This is a genomic window from Streptomyces sp. NPDC048415 (assembly GCF_040651675.1).
Lineage (GTDB): Bacteria > Actinomycetota > Actinomycetes > Streptomycetales > Streptomycetaceae > Streptomyces.
The window spans coordinates 1-18,092 of sequence record NZ_JBEZKJ010000136.1 but is presented as its reverse complement, the minus strand read 5'-3'; the positions used below and the strand labels follow the sequence as shown (position 1 = coordinate 18,092).

The 18,092-nt window shown below is 67.8% G+C and carries 11 protein-coding genes and 6 pseudogenes; 7 read left to right on the top strand and 10 right to left on the bottom strand.

The features are described from left to right. Positions 1-75: pseudogene (locus tag AB0D27_RS42005) on the bottom strand (phosphoribosylformylglycinamidine synthase subunit PurQ); the annotation flags it as partial. Positions 76-478: 403 nt separating this feature from the next. On the opposite strand from AB0D27_RS42005, the gene AB0D27_RS42000 reads away from it, so the two are divergent. Next, positions 479-1,018 (top strand): GNAT family N-acetyltransferase, encoded by a 540-nt coding sequence (locus AB0D27_RS42000; RefSeq protein WP_362520003.1) that lies wholly within the window; start codon positions 479-481, stop codon positions 1,016-1,018. A 122-nt stretch (positions 1,019-1,140) separates the two neighbouring features. On the opposite strand, the pseudogene AB0D27_RS41995 reads toward AB0D27_RS42000, so the two are convergent. Beyond that, a pseudogene (locus tag AB0D27_RS41995) lies at positions 1,141-1,651 on the bottom strand (hypothetical protein); the annotation flags it as partial. Position 1,652: 1 nt separating this feature from the next. Between AB0D27_RS41995 and AB0D27_RS41990 the strand changes: the two are divergent. The 3 genes and pseudogenes from AB0D27_RS41990 to AB0D27_RS41980 form a co-directional block, all read left to right on the top strand. Continuing rightward, positions 1,653-2,147, top strand: a pseudogene (locus AB0D27_RS41990) (methyltransferase domain-containing protein); the annotation flags it as partial. Positions 2,148-2,491: 344 nt separating this feature from the next. Continuing rightward, positions 2,492-3,076: a TerD family protein gene (locus AB0D27_RS41985; protein ID WP_362520001.1), complete on the top strand. Its 585-nt coding sequence runs from the start codon at positions 2,492-2,494 to the stop codon at positions 3,074-3,076. Positions 3,077-3,775: 699 nt separating this feature from the next. Then, complete coding sequence (locus AB0D27_RS41980) at positions 3,776-4,345, top strand: GNAT family N-acetyltransferase (protein WP_362520006.1); 570 nt, start codon at positions 3,776-3,778, stop codon at positions 4,343-4,345. A gap of 647 nt (positions 4,346-4,992) precedes the next feature. Here AB0D27_RS41980 and AB0D27_RS41975 read toward each other — a convergent pair. Further along, positions 4,993-5,577: a hypothetical protein gene (locus AB0D27_RS41975; RefSeq protein ID WP_362519998.1), complete on the bottom strand. Its 585-nt coding sequence runs from the start codon at positions 5,575-5,577 to the stop codon at positions 4,993-4,995. 1,718 nt (positions 5,578-7,295) lie between these two features. On the opposite strand from AB0D27_RS41975, the pseudogene AB0D27_RS41970 reads away from it, so the two are divergent. After that, positions 7,296-7,501, top strand: a pseudogene (locus tag AB0D27_RS41970) (site-specific integrase); the annotation flags it as partial. 468 nt (positions 7,502-7,969) lie between these two features. Here the strand turns inward: AB0D27_RS41970 and AB0D27_RS41965 are convergent. The 3 genes from AB0D27_RS41965 to AB0D27_RS41955 form a co-directional block, all read right to left on the bottom strand. Further along, on the bottom strand, positions 7,970-8,404 hold the full coding sequence (locus AB0D27_RS41965; RefSeq protein ID WP_362519996.1) for a molybdopterin-dependent oxidoreductase: 435 nt from the start codon (positions 8,402-8,404) through the stop codon (positions 7,970-7,972). A 95-nt stretch (positions 8,405-8,499) separates the two neighbouring features. Beyond that, entirely contained in the window at positions 8,500-11,310 is a 2,811-nt protein-coding gene (locus tag AB0D27_RS41960; protein ID WP_362519993.1) for a molybdopterin-dependent oxidoreductase, read from the bottom strand. Then, positions 11,310-12,164, bottom strand: a complete 855-nt coding sequence (locus AB0D27_RS41955; RefSeq protein WP_362519990.1) for an FAD binding domain-containing protein — start codon at positions 12,162-12,164, stop codon at positions 11,310-11,312. The genes AB0D27_RS41960 and AB0D27_RS41955 overlap by 1 nt, the downstream gene beginning before the upstream one ends. A gap of 246 nt (positions 12,165-12,410) precedes the next feature. On the opposite strand from AB0D27_RS41955, the gene AB0D27_RS41950 reads away from it, so the two are divergent. Then, positions 12,411-13,949 carry a helix-turn-helix domain-containing protein gene (locus AB0D27_RS41950; protein WP_362519987.1) on the top strand — a complete coding sequence of 513 codons (1,539 nt, stop codon included), beginning with the start codon at positions 12,411-12,413 and terminating at the stop codon, positions 13,947-13,949. A gap of 24 nt (positions 13,950-13,973) precedes the next feature. Here the strand turns inward: AB0D27_RS41950 and AB0D27_RS41945 are convergent, their stop codons facing one another. The 3 genes and pseudogenes from AB0D27_RS41945 to AB0D27_RS41935 all read right to left on the bottom strand — a co-directional run. Beyond that, a complete protein-coding gene (locus AB0D27_RS41945) occupies positions 13,974-14,381 on the bottom strand; it encodes a TOBE domain-containing protein (protein ID WP_362519984.1) in 408 nt (135 codons plus the stop codon). A gap of 28 nt (positions 14,382-14,409) precedes the next feature. Continuing rightward, positions 14,410-14,615 (bottom strand): annotated as a pseudogene (locus AB0D27_RS41940) (hypothetical protein). Positions 14,616-14,648: 33 nt separating this feature from the next. Further along, positions 14,649-15,522, bottom strand: a pseudogene (locus AB0D27_RS41935) (tetratricopeptide repeat protein); the annotation flags it as partial. A gap of 197 nt (positions 15,523-15,719) precedes the next feature. Between AB0D27_RS41935 and AB0D27_RS41930 the strand changes: the two are divergent. After that, entirely contained in the window at positions 15,720-17,078 is a 1,359-nt protein-coding gene (locus AB0D27_RS41930) for a hypothetical protein (protein ID WP_362519981.1), read from the top strand. Positions 17,079-17,557: 479 nt separating this feature from the next. Here the strand turns inward: AB0D27_RS41930 and AB0D27_RS41925 are convergent. Next, positions 17,558-18,092: transposase (locus tag AB0D27_RS41925; RefSeq protein WP_362519979.1), on the bottom strand; the 535-nt coding region annotated here is incomplete at its 5' end.

The following is an 18,092-nucleotide window of genomic DNA, read 5'->3' as shown; positions in this document are numbered from 1 at the left end:
GGCGACGTACCGCCCGTCCATGTTCTTCAGCGGGATGTGGATCTCCTGGCCGGACGCGTAGTCGGTGGTCCAGGCCGGATGGGTGCCCTCCCGCTTCTCGTGAACGTCGACTGCGTCCGGCACCAGCCGCCTCCCCGACAGGTGAACAACAGCTGCGGCAACTGAGTGGCGTGTGTCGATGAGCTCGGATGTCAGTCGAGGGTCTGCGGGTCTCTGAAAGTCGGAGAGTTTCGATGCCACTCAGGGCATACGAGAAGGGCGTCGGGCGATCGTTGAAGAGCATTCCCCGCGAGAAGCACGCGGGGTGGGCCGGTCTGTCAGGGCTGGCCCACTGGGGTCACGTCCACGGGCGTGATGTGTCGCCGCTGTTGTGAGGGGTATTGAACGCAGTCCCTGACGTGGTTCAGTCGTCAAGGGCGGGCGACCGACCTCTGGTTGGCTTTGCCGCTGACCGCCGACCTGGTGCGATGATCACCTTATGTCCTCACTGCCCGCTACGGAGTCCTGGCCATGCGTCCTCAGGACTTCCAGGCTGATTCTGCGTCCTGCCGAACCCGCCGACGTATCCGAGTACACCCGGTTGTGGACCGACGCCGACGTCCGACGTTTCCTCGGCGGCCCGGTCGCCGAACACCAACTCACCACCTATCAGCAGCATTTCGTTGGCCGCCCCAATCTGTTCACCGTGGTCACACGGCAAGAGCCAACCATGCTCGGCTCCGTGTCGATCGATTCAGAGTCCCGGTTCGACGGCCGACGGGAGGTGTCCTACTCCTTTCTGCCGGAACACTGGGGACGGGGATTCGCCCGTGAGGCCGTGACGGCCGCAGTCAGCTGGGCCTTCGACCACGTCTCTTCGGAAGACCCCTCCGTCATCGCGGTCACCCAGGAGGCGAACAGCCGCTCACGCCTCCTTCTCGAAGCCATCGGCATGCGCCTGATCAACAATTTCACGGAGTGGGACGCTCCTCAGTCGATGTACTCCATGCAACGTCAAAGCCTCCGTGCTGACCTTTAACGCTCACGACAGACGGCTTGTCAGACTGTGGCGGCTTGCTCAGCGCGAACTTTGCTCTGGGCGAGGCGGTAGGCGTCCGTGCCGGTTTCGCTGTGACCGGAAGCCATCACCGGATTGGGTGGTCATGCCGCAGTGGCGAGCGGTCGGCCGCCCCAGCGGATGCCTTTCTCGCTGCGGAGGCGGCCGCGCTCACGGCGTTGGGCGGCCAGGACGTCGGGGTGGCGGCCCTTGGTGTTGCGCCAGCGCAGATTGCGGTGCAACTCCCGTGACGCCCACAGGGTGTCGTCGCCGATCGAGTAGCAACCGTGGAAGTGGCGGGTGCCGTGGGTGCGGTGGAAGGTGGCCGGCAGCCGGTCGGTCCTGCCCTGCTTTGCCCAGCACGAGCCGCCGGTCGGGTGGATGCCAAGCGGCCCGAACTCGTAAAGGCGGAAAGTGCGGTCGGGCCGCTCGTTCAGGGCGTACTCGATCCGGTCAAGTTTGGCGTCGCAGTCCGGGCCGGTGGACTCCTTCCGGGTCTTGGTGCGCTGGAAGGTCCACCCCGCGACGGGCCAGCTGCAGGCACAGGGCCTCGCGCGCCATCCGTATCGGGCGGGTGAGGTTGCGCCACAGGTGATCGGCGAGTTTCCGGATCGACGGTCAGGTCGCGGACCTAGGGTGCGGAGCTGGCCATATCACCGCTTATCTCGACGAGTTGGGGCTGGAGGCGTTTGGCGTCGATGCCTCTCCTGCGATGATCGAATTGGCTCGACAGGCCTATCCGGGTCTGCGGTTCGACGTGGACTCGATGACCGCGTTGAACATAGCTGATGGCGTGCTGGCCGGCGCACTCTCACGTTGGTCCATCATCCACACTCCGCCGCAAGAACTCCCCGTCATCTTGGCGGAGTTCCACCGCGTGCTGGCACCTGGCGGCCACCTTCTGATCGGCTTTTCGGCAAGCGATGATCCGTCTCACCCGATGCAGGTCTTCGATCACACAGTCGCGCCGGCCTATCGGTGGTCGCCTGCTCACCTCGCCGCGATGCTGCGCAAGTCCGGGTTGGCCGAAGTAGCACGGATGGTTCGTGAGCCTCAGCCCACCGACCGACGGCAGTTCCAGGAGATCCAACTGCTCGCCCGCAAAGCCTAGACAACTGCCCAGCCACTCGAGGACTCCGAGCAATTCCCACCCGCCATCCGTCCTGTCGATGCCCACGCCGGGCGCTGGCAAGGGCTCTACTCCTCCGAACGGCAGCCATTCAGTCCCCCGGAGTTTCGCCTCCATTACTGCTTCCTATGTCCTGCGTGCTGCCGCCAGCTCGACGGCGTGACGATACGCGCGGCGCTCGGGACTCGCGTGTGCAGGAAGAAGGGGACCGCGAGAGACGGGCCGAGACGGGGCATGCGTGATCACGGGACCCAACGCGTGGAACCACCGAAGCACCAGGCACACTCTGCGTGTTGTAGCCCCTTTATCAAGAGGAAGATCGACGCATGATTACGCTCACGAAGGAAGACGGCCCGGCGGATCTGGACGGAGTGACCCATCTTTCCATTGGAGTGTCGTGGGACCCCACCGCCGGTACCAGCGGCGGTGTGATGGGCTTGCTCCGCCGTAAAGCTGGCACAGACCTCGACCTGATCGCCATCGCCATGCAGAGCGGGGACCCGGTGCGCCTGGCGGGCCTGGACTCGCTGGACCCCATGGGCAACGGCTCTTTGGTGCACAGCGGCGACAATCAGACCGGACGCGGGGACGGCGACGACGAGACGGTGACTGTCGAGTTCGCGCGGATACCGCGGAACATCACGTCGATCGTGTTCGTCGCCGCGGCCTTCAAGAAGGGCAGTTCCTTCCAGAAGGCGCGCAACATCAGCTTCAAGGTGTACGACGCGACCGGAGGAAGCTCACAGCAGGTCGCCGATATTTGGCCCAGTCTCCTCATCCAGGACAACGGCTGCGCCGTGGCCAAGGCCATGCGTGTCGGCGACACCTGGAAGCTCGAAGTGATCAACGCGACAGGGAAGATCAAGCAAGGCGACGAACATGCCCTGATGCGATTCGCCATCAGTAAGTAGTACGTCCCTGCGGCCCGGCGCCCGCGTGGCACCTCAGCGGTAAGGCGGGGGCATCGGCGATGTCCACGGTGAAGGGGGACAGCCGGGCCGACCCGTAAAGCCGATCACGCGGTCGCCATCACCAACGGGTCTTCACCCGCGACGCCGCTGCAGTCCGGCGCTCCATGACACCGAGCTACCCGACAGCCCCGCGGACGAGCAGGTCAGGGCATGGACCCGCTGGCTGAACCATCCCTGGACCCGGACTTCCGCGCCTGTTTGCGGCGCCAGGGGCGAAGAGCACGTGGCTGATCTGCCCAACAGCATCCCCCCACGGCCGGGTGGTCGCCGTCGTCCGCGATCTCGTGGCAGCGGCCGTGGCATCCGGCATCAGCCCGGATCCGCCGCAGGCCGCTCCCCCTGTCGCGGCGCTCACCGCACGGTGTGCCGTCGTCTACGCCCCGCCTCGACGACGCCGAACTGCACCAGTGGTTGCTGCACCGTCTGGGAGCGGCGAACGATCCCAGCACAGACCGGTGCTTCCAGCTGCTCGCGCTGATCAACGGCTGGTCAGCCCCAGAGCGCCTGGCGCCGGTGATCGACTGGTCCGTCACAGCCCTGCGCATGCGGGCGGGCGGCTCGATGACACAACAGCTTCCCCGTCCCGCGGTATGGCCAGACGCGGCATCGAAGACCGCTGCAGCCGCATACCCTCAACCGATGGACAAGATCGCTGCACGACTGAAGACAGACGCCACACAGTCGGCGCCCGCTCTCCTCCTACGTCCCTGGAGCCCGGCGGACGCTGACGACCTGGTCGAGGTGTACCGGGATGGCGCCCTGCGCCGCTGGACACGTTCACTCGTGGATGACGAGGCGAGCGCGGCACGGTGGGTGCAGGAGCAAGAACGGGGATGGGAGGAGGGCAACCGCTTCGGATTCGCCATCGTGGAAACCCAAGCCCCGGGTCCTGGAACGAAGTTGATGGGCCACGTGGTCCTCAACAACGTCACCCCGGGCGCTTCATCAGCCGAAGTCGGCTATTGGACTGCGGCGCACGCGCGCGGTCGGGGAGTAGCGCCCCGAGCACTGCAGGCGTTGACGGAGTGGGCCTTCACCTCCTTCGCCAGTGAGGGACTTATGCGCCTTGAGCTGCTGCACCAAGTGGACAACACAGCCTCATGCCGAGTCGCGCAGAAGAGCCGGTACGAACTGACCAGACTCCTGCCCGCGGCACCGCCCGCATATCCCCTTGCCGGTCACCTGCACGTTCGCACGCGCGACCGCTGACCCAGCCAGTCACCCGTCCCCCATGAGGTGCGCCGAAGCGCCACTCAATTTGTCATGCGTAGCTCAGCCACAGCTTCGAAGGTCCAAGCGCCAGCGCCGCGAGCCCGGCCGCCCCGTGCGGATCCTGAAGATGAGGGGGCTGCGCAGCCGGGAGCGATGCGACCGCGCGGCTCGTCCGGCCTACTGCACGGTGCAGGCCAACGGGGCCCGGCCGTCAGTAACTGCCTGTGCGTGCGTCAGAGGTTGCGTCTGAGGCCGCATGACAAGGCGAGTCGAAATTTGATGCAAGTCAGCGGCTTGCTGCCGAGTGGATGTGTGGCCGCGTGTACGGCGGCTTTTCGTCAATCCCTGACCGGGGAGTACGGGTCAGTGGCCGCTATCGCGCGATCGGTTGGCGTTCGCAACCGTTCACCGCACCAGCTGCGGGCGCGTCTACGGCTCTCGCACTGTCAGCCGGCGACGGAGTTGGCCTGTCGCTGCACCTCACGGTAGATGCGGGTGCGGCAGACGCCGAAAAAGTTCGGCGAGCTCGGCCGGGATGTGAGCGCCGGCCACGCCAAGCACGCCGGCCGGCCGGGCCCGGTGTCCCTCGACACCAGGCCCGGCCGGCCCCGATCCGACGCGCCGCTATCCGCGACGATCACACGTCAGTTGCCATTGCCGTTGCCGTTGCCGTTGCCGTTCCCGTTGCCGTTCCCGTTCCCGTTGCCGTTCCCGTTGCCGTTCCCGTTCCCGTTTCCGTTTCCGTTCCCGTTGCCGTTTCCGTTGCCGTTCCCGTTCCCATTGCCGTTCCCGTTGCCGTTCCCGTTTCCGTTGCCGTTGCCGTTTCCGTTGCCGTTGCCGTTCCCGTTCCCGTTGCCGTTTCCATTGCCGTTTCCATTGCCGTTGCCGTTGCCGTTGCCGTTCCCGTTGCCGTTCCCATTGCCGTTTCCGTTGCCATTGCCGTTCCCGTTGCCGTTGCCGTTTCCGTTCCCGTTGCCGTTGCCATTGCCGTTCCCATTGCCGTTGCCGTTGCCGTTCCCGTTCCCATTGCCGTTCCCATTGCCGTTGCCGTTGCCATTGCCGTTGCCGTTGCCGTGCGCATGAGCATGGCCGTGGGCGTGGGCGGCGACCAGCGTGGGCGAGGTCATCGGCGCGGCCATGGCGGTGGAGGAGAGGGAAACGCCTCCGGCGGCCAGCGCGGTGCCAGCGGCGAGCATGAGCAGACGTCGGGTCCTTGAGGTGAGATTCATGAGAAATACCTTCCGGTGAGAGATGTGAAATCGTAAGACCCCGCCATACGGAGGCCTCGGTGCGGAAGATACCTATTCCGCACAGGGCATCGCCGGATCTTTCCAGGCGATGCGGGATTCACGCGGTGCGTCTGTGAACCCGTATCTCCATTAAGCACCGATATCCCGGACGGGGTCACGTGACGGAATCTCGTAACCGAAAGATCGGGACTTGACAAACGTGACAGCGTCCCCCGCGAGACACGGACCGGTTTACCGAAAGAATCTCACCCCGGGCACGGCCCCACCGCTCCGCCACGACCGGACGGAGGCCGGCACGGCGGCAACGAAGAGGGACGGTGAACGCTCATGACCACGACTCGCCACACCCCGCCACCGGCATTTTCGCGGCATAAAACCAGCCGGCATGCGCAGCAAAAAAAACATGCCGGGTCCGCAGCGCGTGCCGCGCACCGTCCCGATCCCCGCGCACTCACGACCGCCACCGGATCCTTCACTCACTCCCCCAAAGAAGACAGTCCCGGCCCCGGCCCCCGGCCCCTCCCCCACCCCCCGGACACGAGCGAGAGTTCTTCCGCCCCGGCCGACAGCGGCCAAAAAAGAAGACCGTCCTCACCAAAGGACGGCAGACCGGCACGGACAGGCGCCGGACACGCTCGCGCACCCCGCCCCTTTTAACCTCTCCGCGGGCACACGCAATCTGGCCGGACAGCCAGGTCCTGTGGACCACGCCATCCAGCCAGATGAGAACTACTTTGCTGCCTTACCGCTCACCCCGCGCAGGGGTCCGGGTCAGCCCCCCGCACCCGGACCCGCGACACCAGTGTTCCCGTTGCCGGTCCCACTGCCACCACCACTGCCGTTACCGTTCCCGCTGCCGGCACCGCTGCCATTACCGTTCCCGCTTCCGTTACCACTGTTGTTGCCGCTCGTATTCGTATTGGTATTCGTGTTCGTGTTGTTGATGACCACAACGACCCCGCCGCCACGCCCCGAACCACCATGCCCGGAACCACCATGACCCGAACCACCATGTCCGGAACCACCACGCCCTCCACCCTGGTGCTTCCAGTCCCCATGGTGCGAACCCTGCTCCGACGCCATCGACACCACCGAGCCGGCATGCTGCGGCGCCGCGAACGCACCCGTGGGAATCAACGCGCCCCCAGCCGCCAGCGCGGACGAAGCACCGAACATCACCAGACGACGCGTACGGGAAGAGCGAGCCATGAGAATCCTCCGAAAAGAAGAAAAGGAAGGGAAGGGAAGGGAAGGGAACGGGATACCGGGATACCGGGATACCGGAAAGGCCTCTCCCGGACGGTCCACCAGCCCGAAGACCGGAAACCCGGCCCACCGAGCGAACCGAATCACTGCGGCGGATGAACCGATACCTCCATTAGGCCCGCCCCACCCCACCCCGTCACGCGACTACAAGTCGTGACTTGACCCACACCGACACACACGCTACAAGCCACCCCAAAACCCACAGCAACCCCAAACCACTCCGACATGACAAGCGCCCCCACCACACCGCAACCCACCCGGAAACCACCGGACCGCCCCACACACCGGACCGAACCCCCACACACCACAAAACCGGAAGGAAACCTGGCGACAGCTCAGCACTCCCGACTTCCGTGCAGGCCACGTGCAGGTGCGGTCGGGTTCGAGGTGGGCCTCTCCCCAATGGATGGCGTGGATGCCGATTTCCACGTCAGCCGTCCCGGCGGACGTGGGCACTGCCGGCGCGTTGCATCCAGGTCCTCTGGCAGCAATGCGAAGACCAGGGATGGGGTCGGCCCGCCGCTGGCGACAGCTGGGAGGAGCACGGGCTCATCTCTCAGCCGTGGGCAAGCTGCTCGACGCGACCAACGTTCGGCGGGTTTTCCGTCAGGCGCTCGAGGATGCCGGAGTGATCAATGGGGTGCCCACGCACGTGCCCGCGCACGTGCCGTCGCCATCGATGAGGACAGCATCCGCCGGGTGGCTGGGGCCGAAGCCCCGCTCAGTGATCGACCAGGCCAGTTCGGCCGGCCGGCCTTCGGCAACCCCCCTGCAGTGCGGTGTCAGCCAGCTCTCGCATCTCGGCGGTCCTCCCCGTCCCGAGCGGTCGGCACCCGTGAACGGTACTGGTCAGCACTGGGTGCCGTGGTGGGGAGTCCAGGGCAGCGGGGTGGCGGGAACCAGAGCCGCCGTGACGCCCCAGCGTCCAGCAGGGGCGGGCCGTCGGCAGGTTGCGGGTACGCCCTGGAGCTGGGCCGCGTACGCAAAGGGAAGTGCCGCTCCCGGGCCAGTGCGACCAGATACTCCAGCCGCCAGCCGACGCAGCAACTGTCCTCCCCGGGACGTCTTTGACCTGCCCTCCCCCTCGCCACCGCCCGAGCCTCGCTCAGCCGAGCCCGGCGCCGACCCTGATCTGTGTGATGCCACTGATGTAGCGGGCGCCGCAGTAATCGGTCGGCACCACCAACTGGCTGCCCAACTGGTCGAGTTCCTGCCCGTCGAGTTCGGTGGCCAGCAGTACGGGTGCGTTCCCGAAGTCCTCGTCGATCTCCGCCCAGGACAGTACGGTGGCGTGCCCGTCCCCGCCCGTGACCTCCAGGAGGAAGCGTGAGCGGTCCTTGCGCCGGGCAGGGTCGAAGCCCGGCCCGGTCGCCTCGATCACCTCACGCAGCAGCGGACCTCGGAAGATGTGGTGCTGGGGCCCGCTGGTCGCGCAGTTGAAGGTCACCTCGGCCTTTTGTATCGGCCAGCGCTGGCGCAGGTCGGCGACGCTGAACCTGGCCGGCCGGTCGACCGCGCCCACCACCACGAGTCGGCTCATCCCATCCCCTTCGGCTCCCGGCCGCATACACCCGGTCCCGGTGCCGGCGCGGCTCCCTCGAGGATGCCCGCTGAAACAGCCCTAGAACATGGTAATTATGAGCTTGATATGGGATCAGGCGTCGCAGATGCGGCCTTGCTCAGGGCGACCCATACTCGATCCCGCGTCAGCGGCAGGTCGGTGAAGCGCACCCCCGTCGCGTCCCGCAGCGCATTGGCGAAGGCCGGAGCCACCGGGTTGAAGGGGCTTTCGCTCATCGACTTGGCGCCGAGCGGCCCAATCGCGTCCCGCGTCTCCATGAAGTGCACCTCGGTGCGCGGCACATCGGCGTACTGCGGCAGCCGGTAGCGGCGGAAGGCGGCGGTGGTGACCTCGCCGCGCTCGTCGATACGTACGTTCTCGAAGAGCGTCGCGCCGAGCGCCTGGGCGACACCGCCCTCGACCTGGCCACGGCACTGCATGGGGTTCATGACCTTCCCCGCGTCGGCCGCGTGGACGCTGCGCAGGACGCGGATCTCGCCGGTGCCGGGATCGACGGCGACCTTGAACCACTGGGCGTTGAAGGCCACCGAGCGCGGGCTGCCGCCCCAGTGCCCGTCTGCGGTCAGCTCGGCCTCGGCGCCTTGCATGGACGCGGCTTCGTACAGTTCCTTCAGCGTCACCACGCGGCCCGCGCAGGTGAACTCCTCGGCGCCGAGCACGCATTGATGCCTCGGCACACCCGCGTACCGGGCGGCGAACGTCGTCAGGCGTTCGGCCAGCGAGGTCGCGGCGAGCAGCACCGCCTTGCCGGCGACGACGGTACCGGCACTTCCGAAGGCGCCGGTGTCATGGCGTACGACGTCGGTGTCCGACTGGCGGAGGGCGAGCCGATCCGGCGTGGTGTTGAGCGCGCCCGCGGTGATCTGTTTGTGCACGGTCGTCGTGCCGTTGCCGAACTCGGCGGTGCCCACCGCGATGTCGTAGGTGCCGTCGGCGAGCAGGCTGACGGTCGCGTCGGCGTAGTGCCCGCCGGGCGGTCCCGTCGCGATCATCGCAAGGGCCGTGCCCTGCCCGACCAGCCATCCGTCCGGCACCTGCTTGTCGTTCGTATCCTGCGCCGTATCCTGCGCGATGGCCGTGCGGACGACGGACAGGCACTGGTCGAGGCCGTATGAGGCGATGTGCAGGTCCTCCTCCTCGCCGATCGGGCTGTGCATTGCCTCGCCCGGGCCGATGATGTTGCGTTCCCGGAAGACCAGCGGGTCCATCCCCAGGCGCCGGGCCACCTCGTCCATCGCGGACTCGACGGCGAAGGTGACCTGGCCCAGGCCGTAGCCGCGAAAGGCGCCCGCCGGAACGCAGTTGGTGTAGACGGAGTACGCGTCGACCTTCTTGTGTGGGGCGCGGTAGACGGCGAACGATTCCCCGACGCTGTGGAACATCACCGCCGGGCCGTGATTGCCGTACGCGCCCGTGTTGGCGATCACCCGCATCTGCACGGCGGTCAGCGTGCCGTCGGCGTGGGCGCCGAGCTTGATGGTGATCGTGAAGGGGTGGCGGGTGGTTGCCCCGTAGAACTGTTCTGCTCGCGTGTACTCCAGCTTCACCGGGCGTCGCAGCTTCAGCGCGGCCAGCGTCACGATGTCCTCGGTCAGCATCTCCTGCTTGCCGCCGAAACCGCCGCCCACCCGGCCCGCGACGACCCGGACCTCGTCCTCGGGCAGGCGGTACAGGGCACACAGTGCGCGCCGGGTCAAAAACGGCGTCTGTGTGGAGGAGCGAATGGTCAGGCGTTCGCCGTTTCCGTCCTCCTTCTCCTCGAAGTACGCGACACAGCCGTGCGTTTCGAGACTCGCGTGCTGGACGCGCTGGGTGCGGAAGGTCTCCTCGTACACGATGTCGGCCTCGGCGAACCCGGCCTCTACGTCACCGATCTCGCCGTGCACCTCACCGGCGACGTTGTTCTCGGCCCGTATGATCCGCGCCTGGGGCCCCTTGTCGCCGTGCAGGGCCGGAGCACCCGGCGCCATGGCCGCCTCCGGATCGGTGACATGGGAAAGCAGCTCGTACGTCACAACGATCCGGCGGCACCCTTCCTCAGCCGCCTGTTCGCTGTCGGCCACCACGGCGGCGACGCGCTGGCCCACGTACCGCACCACGCTGTCGAGAACCCGGGTGTCGTCGGGGTCCTCCGTCGGATGCTCATGCCGGGCCGACGAATACAGGACGTCGGGCGCGTCCTCATGCGTGAATACGCCCTGGACGCCTGGCACTTGAAGGGCTTGATCCGCGTCGATGGCGATGATCCGGGCATGGGGGTGCGGGGAGCGCAGCAGCTTCATGTGCAACAGCCCCGGGACGTCGATGTCGAAGGTGTAGCGGGCGGTGCCCGTCACCACCTGCGGCCCGGCCGGGGCGCCGAGACTCGACCCCACAGCCTTGCCCGCGCAGGGCAGTTCGGTGTGCCGCACTCCGCGCACGGCGTCCTCGATGGCGCGGTAACCCGTGCAGCGGCACAGGTTGCCCTTGAAGGCGCGCGGGAGATCGTCGAGCTTTCCGTCGTCGCGTTCGGTGCCTTGCTCGGCCTCCAGGGCAGCTGTGGTCATCAGGAACCCGGAGGTGCAGAAACCGCACTGGAACCCTTGCGCTTCGAGGAATTTTCGCTGAACCGGGTGGAGTTCACCGTCCCGCGAGGCCAGTCCTTCGACCGTGGTGACACTGCGGCCATCGGCGCGTACTGCCGGATACAGGCAGCTGTGCACCGGCTCGCCGTCGACATGGACGGTGCAGGCCCCGCAGTCCCCGGCGTCGCAGCCCTTCTTCACCCCGAACCAGCCGCGTTCGCGCAGATAGGTGCGCAGGCACTGTCCGGCGCGGGGCTCGGTGTCGTACCGCTGCTGGTTGACCTCGATCTCGTACGTCATCACATGTCTCCTTCCGTGAGCGCGCGGTCCTCGAGTTCGCGGCGGATCTCCTCGGCAAGGCGATAGGCCATGTGCCGCCGCCAGACGGGCAGTCCGTGGATGTCGTCGAACCAGTCGGCTTCCGTGATGGTCCGGTCGATGGCCCGGCGCAGCTCGGCGGAGGTCGGCGGCAGTGGGAACCAGAGTCGGAAGGGCCGGACGGTGGCTGCAGTGACGGTGATCGCGAGTGATCCGTCAACGGGGTCGAGCGCGCCGACGAGCAGCGCCCCCGAGCGACCGAGTCCGTACAGGGACACCTGACGAAACGCCGTACGGCAGGCGAGGGCGCGGGCAGGCAGCGTGACGGACCGCAGCAACTCGCCTTCCCGTAGATCCTTCTGTCCCGCCCCGGTGATGAAGTCGGCGACCGGCACGCGGCGGGTCGAGCCGTCCTGTCCCAGCAGGAGACAGCGCCCGTCGAGCGCGGCGGTCAGCGAGATCATCGGGCCTGCGGGCAGCCCGTTGCACAGGTTCCCGCCGACGGTCGCCATGTTCCAGATCTTGAACGAGGCGAGGAAAGCGCGGCAGCACTGCTCGAACAGCGGCGTGGCCGGGACCTCGAAGGTCCTCGCGAACCGGGACAGTTGCGCGATGGTGCACGTGGCCGCGATCTCCAGGCCGCCGCCCGGATGGTCCGGCGCGTCCGGGAGGTGGCCTACCGGCGCCCAGCCCATGCGGCTCAGATCGATGAGGCGCCGCAGGTGCGGCTGCGGCTCGGAGAAGAGGTACGTGCCGCCGCCGAGCCAGGCGTCCCCCCGCCGCCAGGGGGCGCGTTCACGTGCGTCGTGCATTTCGAGAACCGTGTTGAGATCCATGCTGCTCCACCGCCTTCGGCCGTCGGATCCGGCCATCGTTGGTGTGAGTGAAGCAACGCGACCCGGCAGTCCACGACTGGTGTCCACCACGGAAAATCCCTGCCGGAACGGTCACGCGCTGGAGGATCAACCAAGAGGTGTATCGGCCACATCATCTGGCACCTACGATGCACAGGCCCGCATTCGCCTGGTGAATGTGAGCCGCGGTGTCACCTGCCCGGCACCCGCACCAAGGAGCCACGATCCATGCACGTCGACGACCTCCTCCAGCGCACCTCCCTCGACCTGAACCTGCTGTGGGGCGACGGCCCGCTGCTGACCCGGGAGATCAGTGGAGTCACCGCCACCGACCTGGAGGACCCGACGCGTTTCCTGCAGGCCGGCGAGATCGTGCTCAGCGGTCTCGTCTGGTGGAGCCCCGAGGACGGTCAGTCGAAGGTCGACCGGTTCGTCGAAGCCCTCGCGAGCGCACGGGTTGCGGCCCTCCTCGCCGGCGAGGAGACCCACGGCGCCGTCCCCGAAGCCCTCGTGGACGCGTGTCGCACGCATGGGATCGTGCTGGTCGCGGTGCCCCCGCACACCAATTTCCGCGCCATCATCGACGCGGTCTACCTCCGTCAGTGGGGCGATCTCAGCCGCCGCCCCTCCGACCACCACGCACTCCCCGAGAACGTACGCATCGAACTGAGCCGACTCCTCGAAGCCGGAGCCGACGCCAGTACGCTCCTCGACCGGGCCCTCGCCCATCTCGGCGCCCCCGCCTGTCACTTGCTGACCGCGACCGGCCGCACCGTGGCCCGCACCCCGTCCGCCCCCGAGCTCTCTCCGGCACAGGCCATCCGGCAGTTGACGCGACCCTCCGGGATCAGCCTCCGGATCGAAGCGGACGCGACCGTGTACGAGAGTTGGCACCTGTATCTGCACCACCACGACGAGACCCCGCCGCGCCTACTGCACGAGATAGCCGATGTCCTCGCTCAGCACCAGGAGCGGTGTCTGGGGAGGGAAGCCGAGGCCCGGCACCGCGCGGCCGATCTGCTGGCACTCCTCGACGGGCCCGGCACCGCCCCAAACGCTTCCGCACTGTGCGCGGCACTTCGCGCTTGCGGGCTGCCCGAGGATGAGGCGTACCAGGTGATCACTGCCGCAACGGGCACACAGACGGCTCCGACACAGGCTCTCGGCGCACTGACCGAAGCGCTCCGGCACCTACCCGGCCTGCCGCTCTTCGTCGCCGGAGCCCTCCCGGACGGCACAGCCGCAGCCGTGCTCCACCTCAAGGACCACGCAGCCGATCCCTACGGAGCCGAACTCGACGCCATCTGGCCCCTGTTGACGGCCCGCGCCCGCCGCATCCCCCTGCACGGCGGCCTCGGCGCGCCGGTGGAGACAGCACAGACACTCCCGGACAGCCTGACCCAGGCCCGCTACGCCCTCAGCGCCGCCCGCACCACAGCGCCCCAGGGCAGCCACCTGACCCGGATCCACGACATGACCACGCTCACCACCCTGCTCGCCGGCATCCCCGGTGCCGTACGCACCGCGTTCACCGCGCGCACTCTGGGCCCCCTGTCCGACGAGAGCGACGCCTCCCGGCGCACACTCCTGCAGACACTGGAGACCTACCTCGCGCACAACGGCTCCTGGGCCCGCACCGCCGAGGCCCTGCACCTGCACGTGAACACCGTCCACTACCGCATCCAGCGCATGGAGGCGCTCACCGGCCGCGACCTGTCCCGCCTCGACCACAAGCTCGACCTGTACGCGGCCCTGCGCTGCCGTTGACGTCACCGGCCCGCACCGGATCCGCTAACTCCTGTGGTGCGGCCGATCGATGTGCACGTTGGTCGACTTCACCCGCGCCGTGACCGTGGTACCGACCTCGATGCCCAGTTCCTCGACGGCCTCACGGCTGACGACCGACACCACCCGATGCGGACCCGACTGGATCTCCACCTGAGCCACCACGTCATCGCACCGCACCGAAGTGACGATCCCCGCGAAGGAGTTCCGTACGGAGGTCAGCACCTCGCCGGACACCGGATGCATCCCCTGCGCCCGCTCCTTCGCGAACCCGGCCAGGCTCACCCCGTCGATCAGCCGGTTCCCGGAACCTTCCCGCTCCATCCGGAGCTGTCCGGCATCGGCCCAGCGTCGGACGGTTTCCGAACTAACGCCGAGCACCTCCGCCGCCTGACCGATGCTGAATGTGGTCACGCCGGAACCGGGATGATGAAGCCAGCGGTCACCGGCGCCAGCCGTCCAGTGAGACTTTCGGGCCACCGTCGAGGTAGCGGTGAAGTGCGTTGGCGGTGGTGTCCACGAACTCCTCGGGGATGCCGTCGGCGTCGATGGCCTTGTCGTGGACGATGACGGCGGCGACCAGCAGCGTCATGGATTCGAGTGCGGGATTGAGGGTTTTGGGCTGGTGTCGGTGGTCGGCTGAGCCACGGTGGTCCCTTCGTCGGCCAGTTGTTGGACATGTTAGGCGAGTGCTTCGAGTGCGCGGCGGGCGAGTTCGGCGGCACCCGGTTCGTTGCGTCGCTGGTCGATCGTGAGGGGGAGCGCAGCGAGATGATCGCTTTCCGGGTGCGGTCGGAGCCCATGCCCTCCATCGGGGCCAGGGCCTCGTTCCAGGCGGCGACGCCTTCGTCGGCGCGGGCCTGGGCGGCCAGGCTGTCACCGAGGTCGGCGTACGTGAGGGCGTGGACGCGCCTGTACTTGTCGGGGTCCCAACGGGCGAGGGCGTCGCGGTGCTGTTCTTCGGTGCCGATGTGGTCGGCGAGATCGGTCAGAGTGCGGGCGGTATGGCTGGCGACGGTGCCTGCCGCGGGGCCGCTTACGCGGGAGTAGCTGGGCTGAGGGCCGTCCTCGCGCAGGAGGGCGTCTTCGCGCAGGAGGGCGTCTTCGGCGGCGAGCAGCGCACGGGCGGCTGCGGGCTTCTCACCGGTGGTGGCATAGGCACGGGCGTGGGTGCTGTGGAGGAGGGCCTCGGTCTGGCCGTCAATGTGGCCGAACTCGCCGGCAAGGGCAGCCTCTGCGAGGTCAACGCCGGTTTCCAGGACACACGGCGCAGGGTCGCGAGACGCGAGCAGTGGCGGGGTTGCTTGAGACTGAGGGCCCGATGGGCCAGAGCACGCATCATCCAGGCGGCGTGGCCGTGTGAGTCGGCTTCGCAGGCGAGTTGGTAACCGACCTGGTAGTAGCGCTGGGCGGCACCTCCCTGGCCGAGGTCGTGGTGTTTCCAGCCGGCGAGGTAGGCGAGTCCGGCAACGGCGCCGAAGGCGGCTCGGCGTAAGGCGCCGCTGGGGAAACGCGCGGGGAGCATGGGGGCTGCGGTGTCGGAGAGATAGGCGGTGCAGCGGGCCGACGACGGTCGGGACGGACACTCATCGCTTACGGCGTCACCCTCGGATGGCCACGGAACTCCCCAACCCCCTTGTCCCGAGCGCCGTTGGATCACCAGACGGAAGCCGCCGCACCTCGGTGGGCCATGTTCACCCTCCGGGCCCGTCCGGGTCGCGGGATCAGATCCGTACGGATCTCCTGTAAACCATGACCAGCAGCGCGCCCCCACCGGACCCGGACAAGCATCCCGCAGCCCCGTTCGGCGACCAGCAGATCTCGGCGCGCGAACGCAGTGAGCTGGACGAGCTGCGGCACCGGGTGAGCGCCTTGGAGACCGCCGGGCCGTCCGAGGCCGCGCGGCACCACTGGCTCCGGTCGACGGGTTCGGTCCTGCTGATTCTTTTCGCCTCGCTGCTGGCGCTGCTGGCCGTCGTCGCGGTCTGGGCGAACAGCATCGTGCGGGACACGGACCGCTACGTCGCCACGGTGGGGCCGCTGGCGAGCAATCCGGACGTGCAGAAAGCGGTCACCAATCGGGTCACCACCGCGGTCCTGGCACAGATCGACGTGGAGGGGCTGGTCAAGCAGCTGGAGCTGGCGGCGTCGCAGAAGGGTGCCCCGCCGAAGGCGGCCCAACTGCTCGGCGACCTGGACGGCCCGATCACAAGCGGGCTGAAGAGCCTGGTCAGCGGCACCGTCCAGCGGGTCGTCTCCAGCAGTGCCTTCGACACCGTCTGGGTGAACGCGAACCGCGCGGCCCATACCGCCGTCGACAAGGCCCTCACGGGCGACGCCGGCGGTGCGGTGTCCGCCAAGAACGGTCAGGTCGCCATTGACGTGGGGCCGATCGTGGCCAAGGTCAAGGACAAACTGGTCAGTGCCGGCTTGAAGCCGGCTGCCCGGATCCCGGCCGTCCACACGCAGTTCGTGGTATTCGAGTCGAAGGACATCGGCAAGATCAAGTGGTATCTGAGAGTCTTGGAGATCATCGGCAACTGGCTCCCCGTCATCGCCGTTCTGGTGGCCGCGGCGGGCGTGTACCTGGCCGTCAACCGTCGCCGGGCCCTGGTCGCCGCCGCGCTGGGGGTGTTCGCCGCCATGCTGCTCCTCGGTATCGCCCTCGCCGTCGCGCGGTCGGTCTATCTCGACCATCTGCCCGTCGGGGCGTCCGAAGCCGCCGCCGGCGCGGTGTTTGACGCCCTGGTCAGGTTCCTGCGCGCCGGCGTGCGGGCGGTCGGCGCGCTCGCTCTCGTGACGGCCCTCGGCGCCTACCTCACCGGCCCGTCCCGGGCCGCCGTCCTCATCCGGACGGGCTGCCGCAGGTCCATCGGCGCCCTGCGCGATGTCGCCCTGTCGGCGGGGCTCCCGCTGGGGGCGGTCGGCCGGTTCGTGCACCGCTACAAGCGGTGGATCGGCGGAGTGATCCTGGCGGTCGCCGCGATCGTCCTGTTCACCTGGAGCTACCCGACCACGGCAGTCGTGGTGTGGACGGTGGTGATCGTGCTGGTCGCCTTCGCGATCCGCGAGTTCCTGGACACCGGGCCCGCACCTACGCCGGCCGCCTGACTGCGCGCTCGTGCCGGCGTTCGCTCATCCCACGCCAGATCATCCGCTGGCACTTGAGTGTGCCGGTGCCGACCGCGGCGCTGGGAACGTCCCCGGACTCGGATGACTGGTGTGTGCCCGCGCCAGGCCCAGACGCGGGTGGTGGGCGGCGTCATCGAGAATCCGGCCTCATCTTCGAAGCAGAGCCAGGCCTTAAGCGCCGCCGCGAGGCTTCCACCTGGGGCCAGACACCTCATGTTGCTATGCCATCAAGCCGCGGCGGCCAGCTCGGCGGCGAACGGGGTGTGTTCGTCGAACAGCTTGCGGTGCTGGAGGCAGTGGTTGAGCTGGCGCCGCCGTTTGACCGTCGCACACGCACTGACCGGCGCCCCCGGCCGCGCGGAGCCTGCTGCGACGCTGTCAACTTGACCCGGCCGTAAACGACCGGGCTTGGAGGTAGGGCACCACTGGCTGTGGTGTGGCCTCCTCCGTCCGGACACCTAGGAAGGTGCTGGGGCGCGTGACTCACGTCCCGCAATCCACACAGCCTCACCGCGAGCGGCGATGTTGTGGGAAGCATTCCGGTCGGCGTGGGCAACGACCCCGCACTTCCGGCAGATGAAGAGGGCCTGGCCGACCCGGTTCTTCTTGTCGATGTGATGGCACTGGGCGCATTCCTGGCTGGTGTACGCCGGATCGACGTACACCAGCGGGACGCCTGCCCGGCGTGCCTTGTACTCAACGAACTGCCCGAGCTGGTGAAAGGCCCAGTTGTGGAGCGTGACCCGTTGGGGCTTGCGGAGCCGTACCCTCTGCCGGATGCCGCCCAGGTCTTCCAGGGCGATGCCGGACGAGGTGCGTTCAGCCTCGGTCACGATCTGTTTCGCGATGATGTGGTTGACGTTGGTGGCGTGCCGCGCTTCCTTGCGGCGCCGGTGCCTGAGCCGACGCCGGGCGGATTCGGTGCCTTTGGCCTGCAATTTCTTGCGCAGGTCGAGCTGACGCTTACGGTGCCGGTTCAGGCCGCGACCGGCC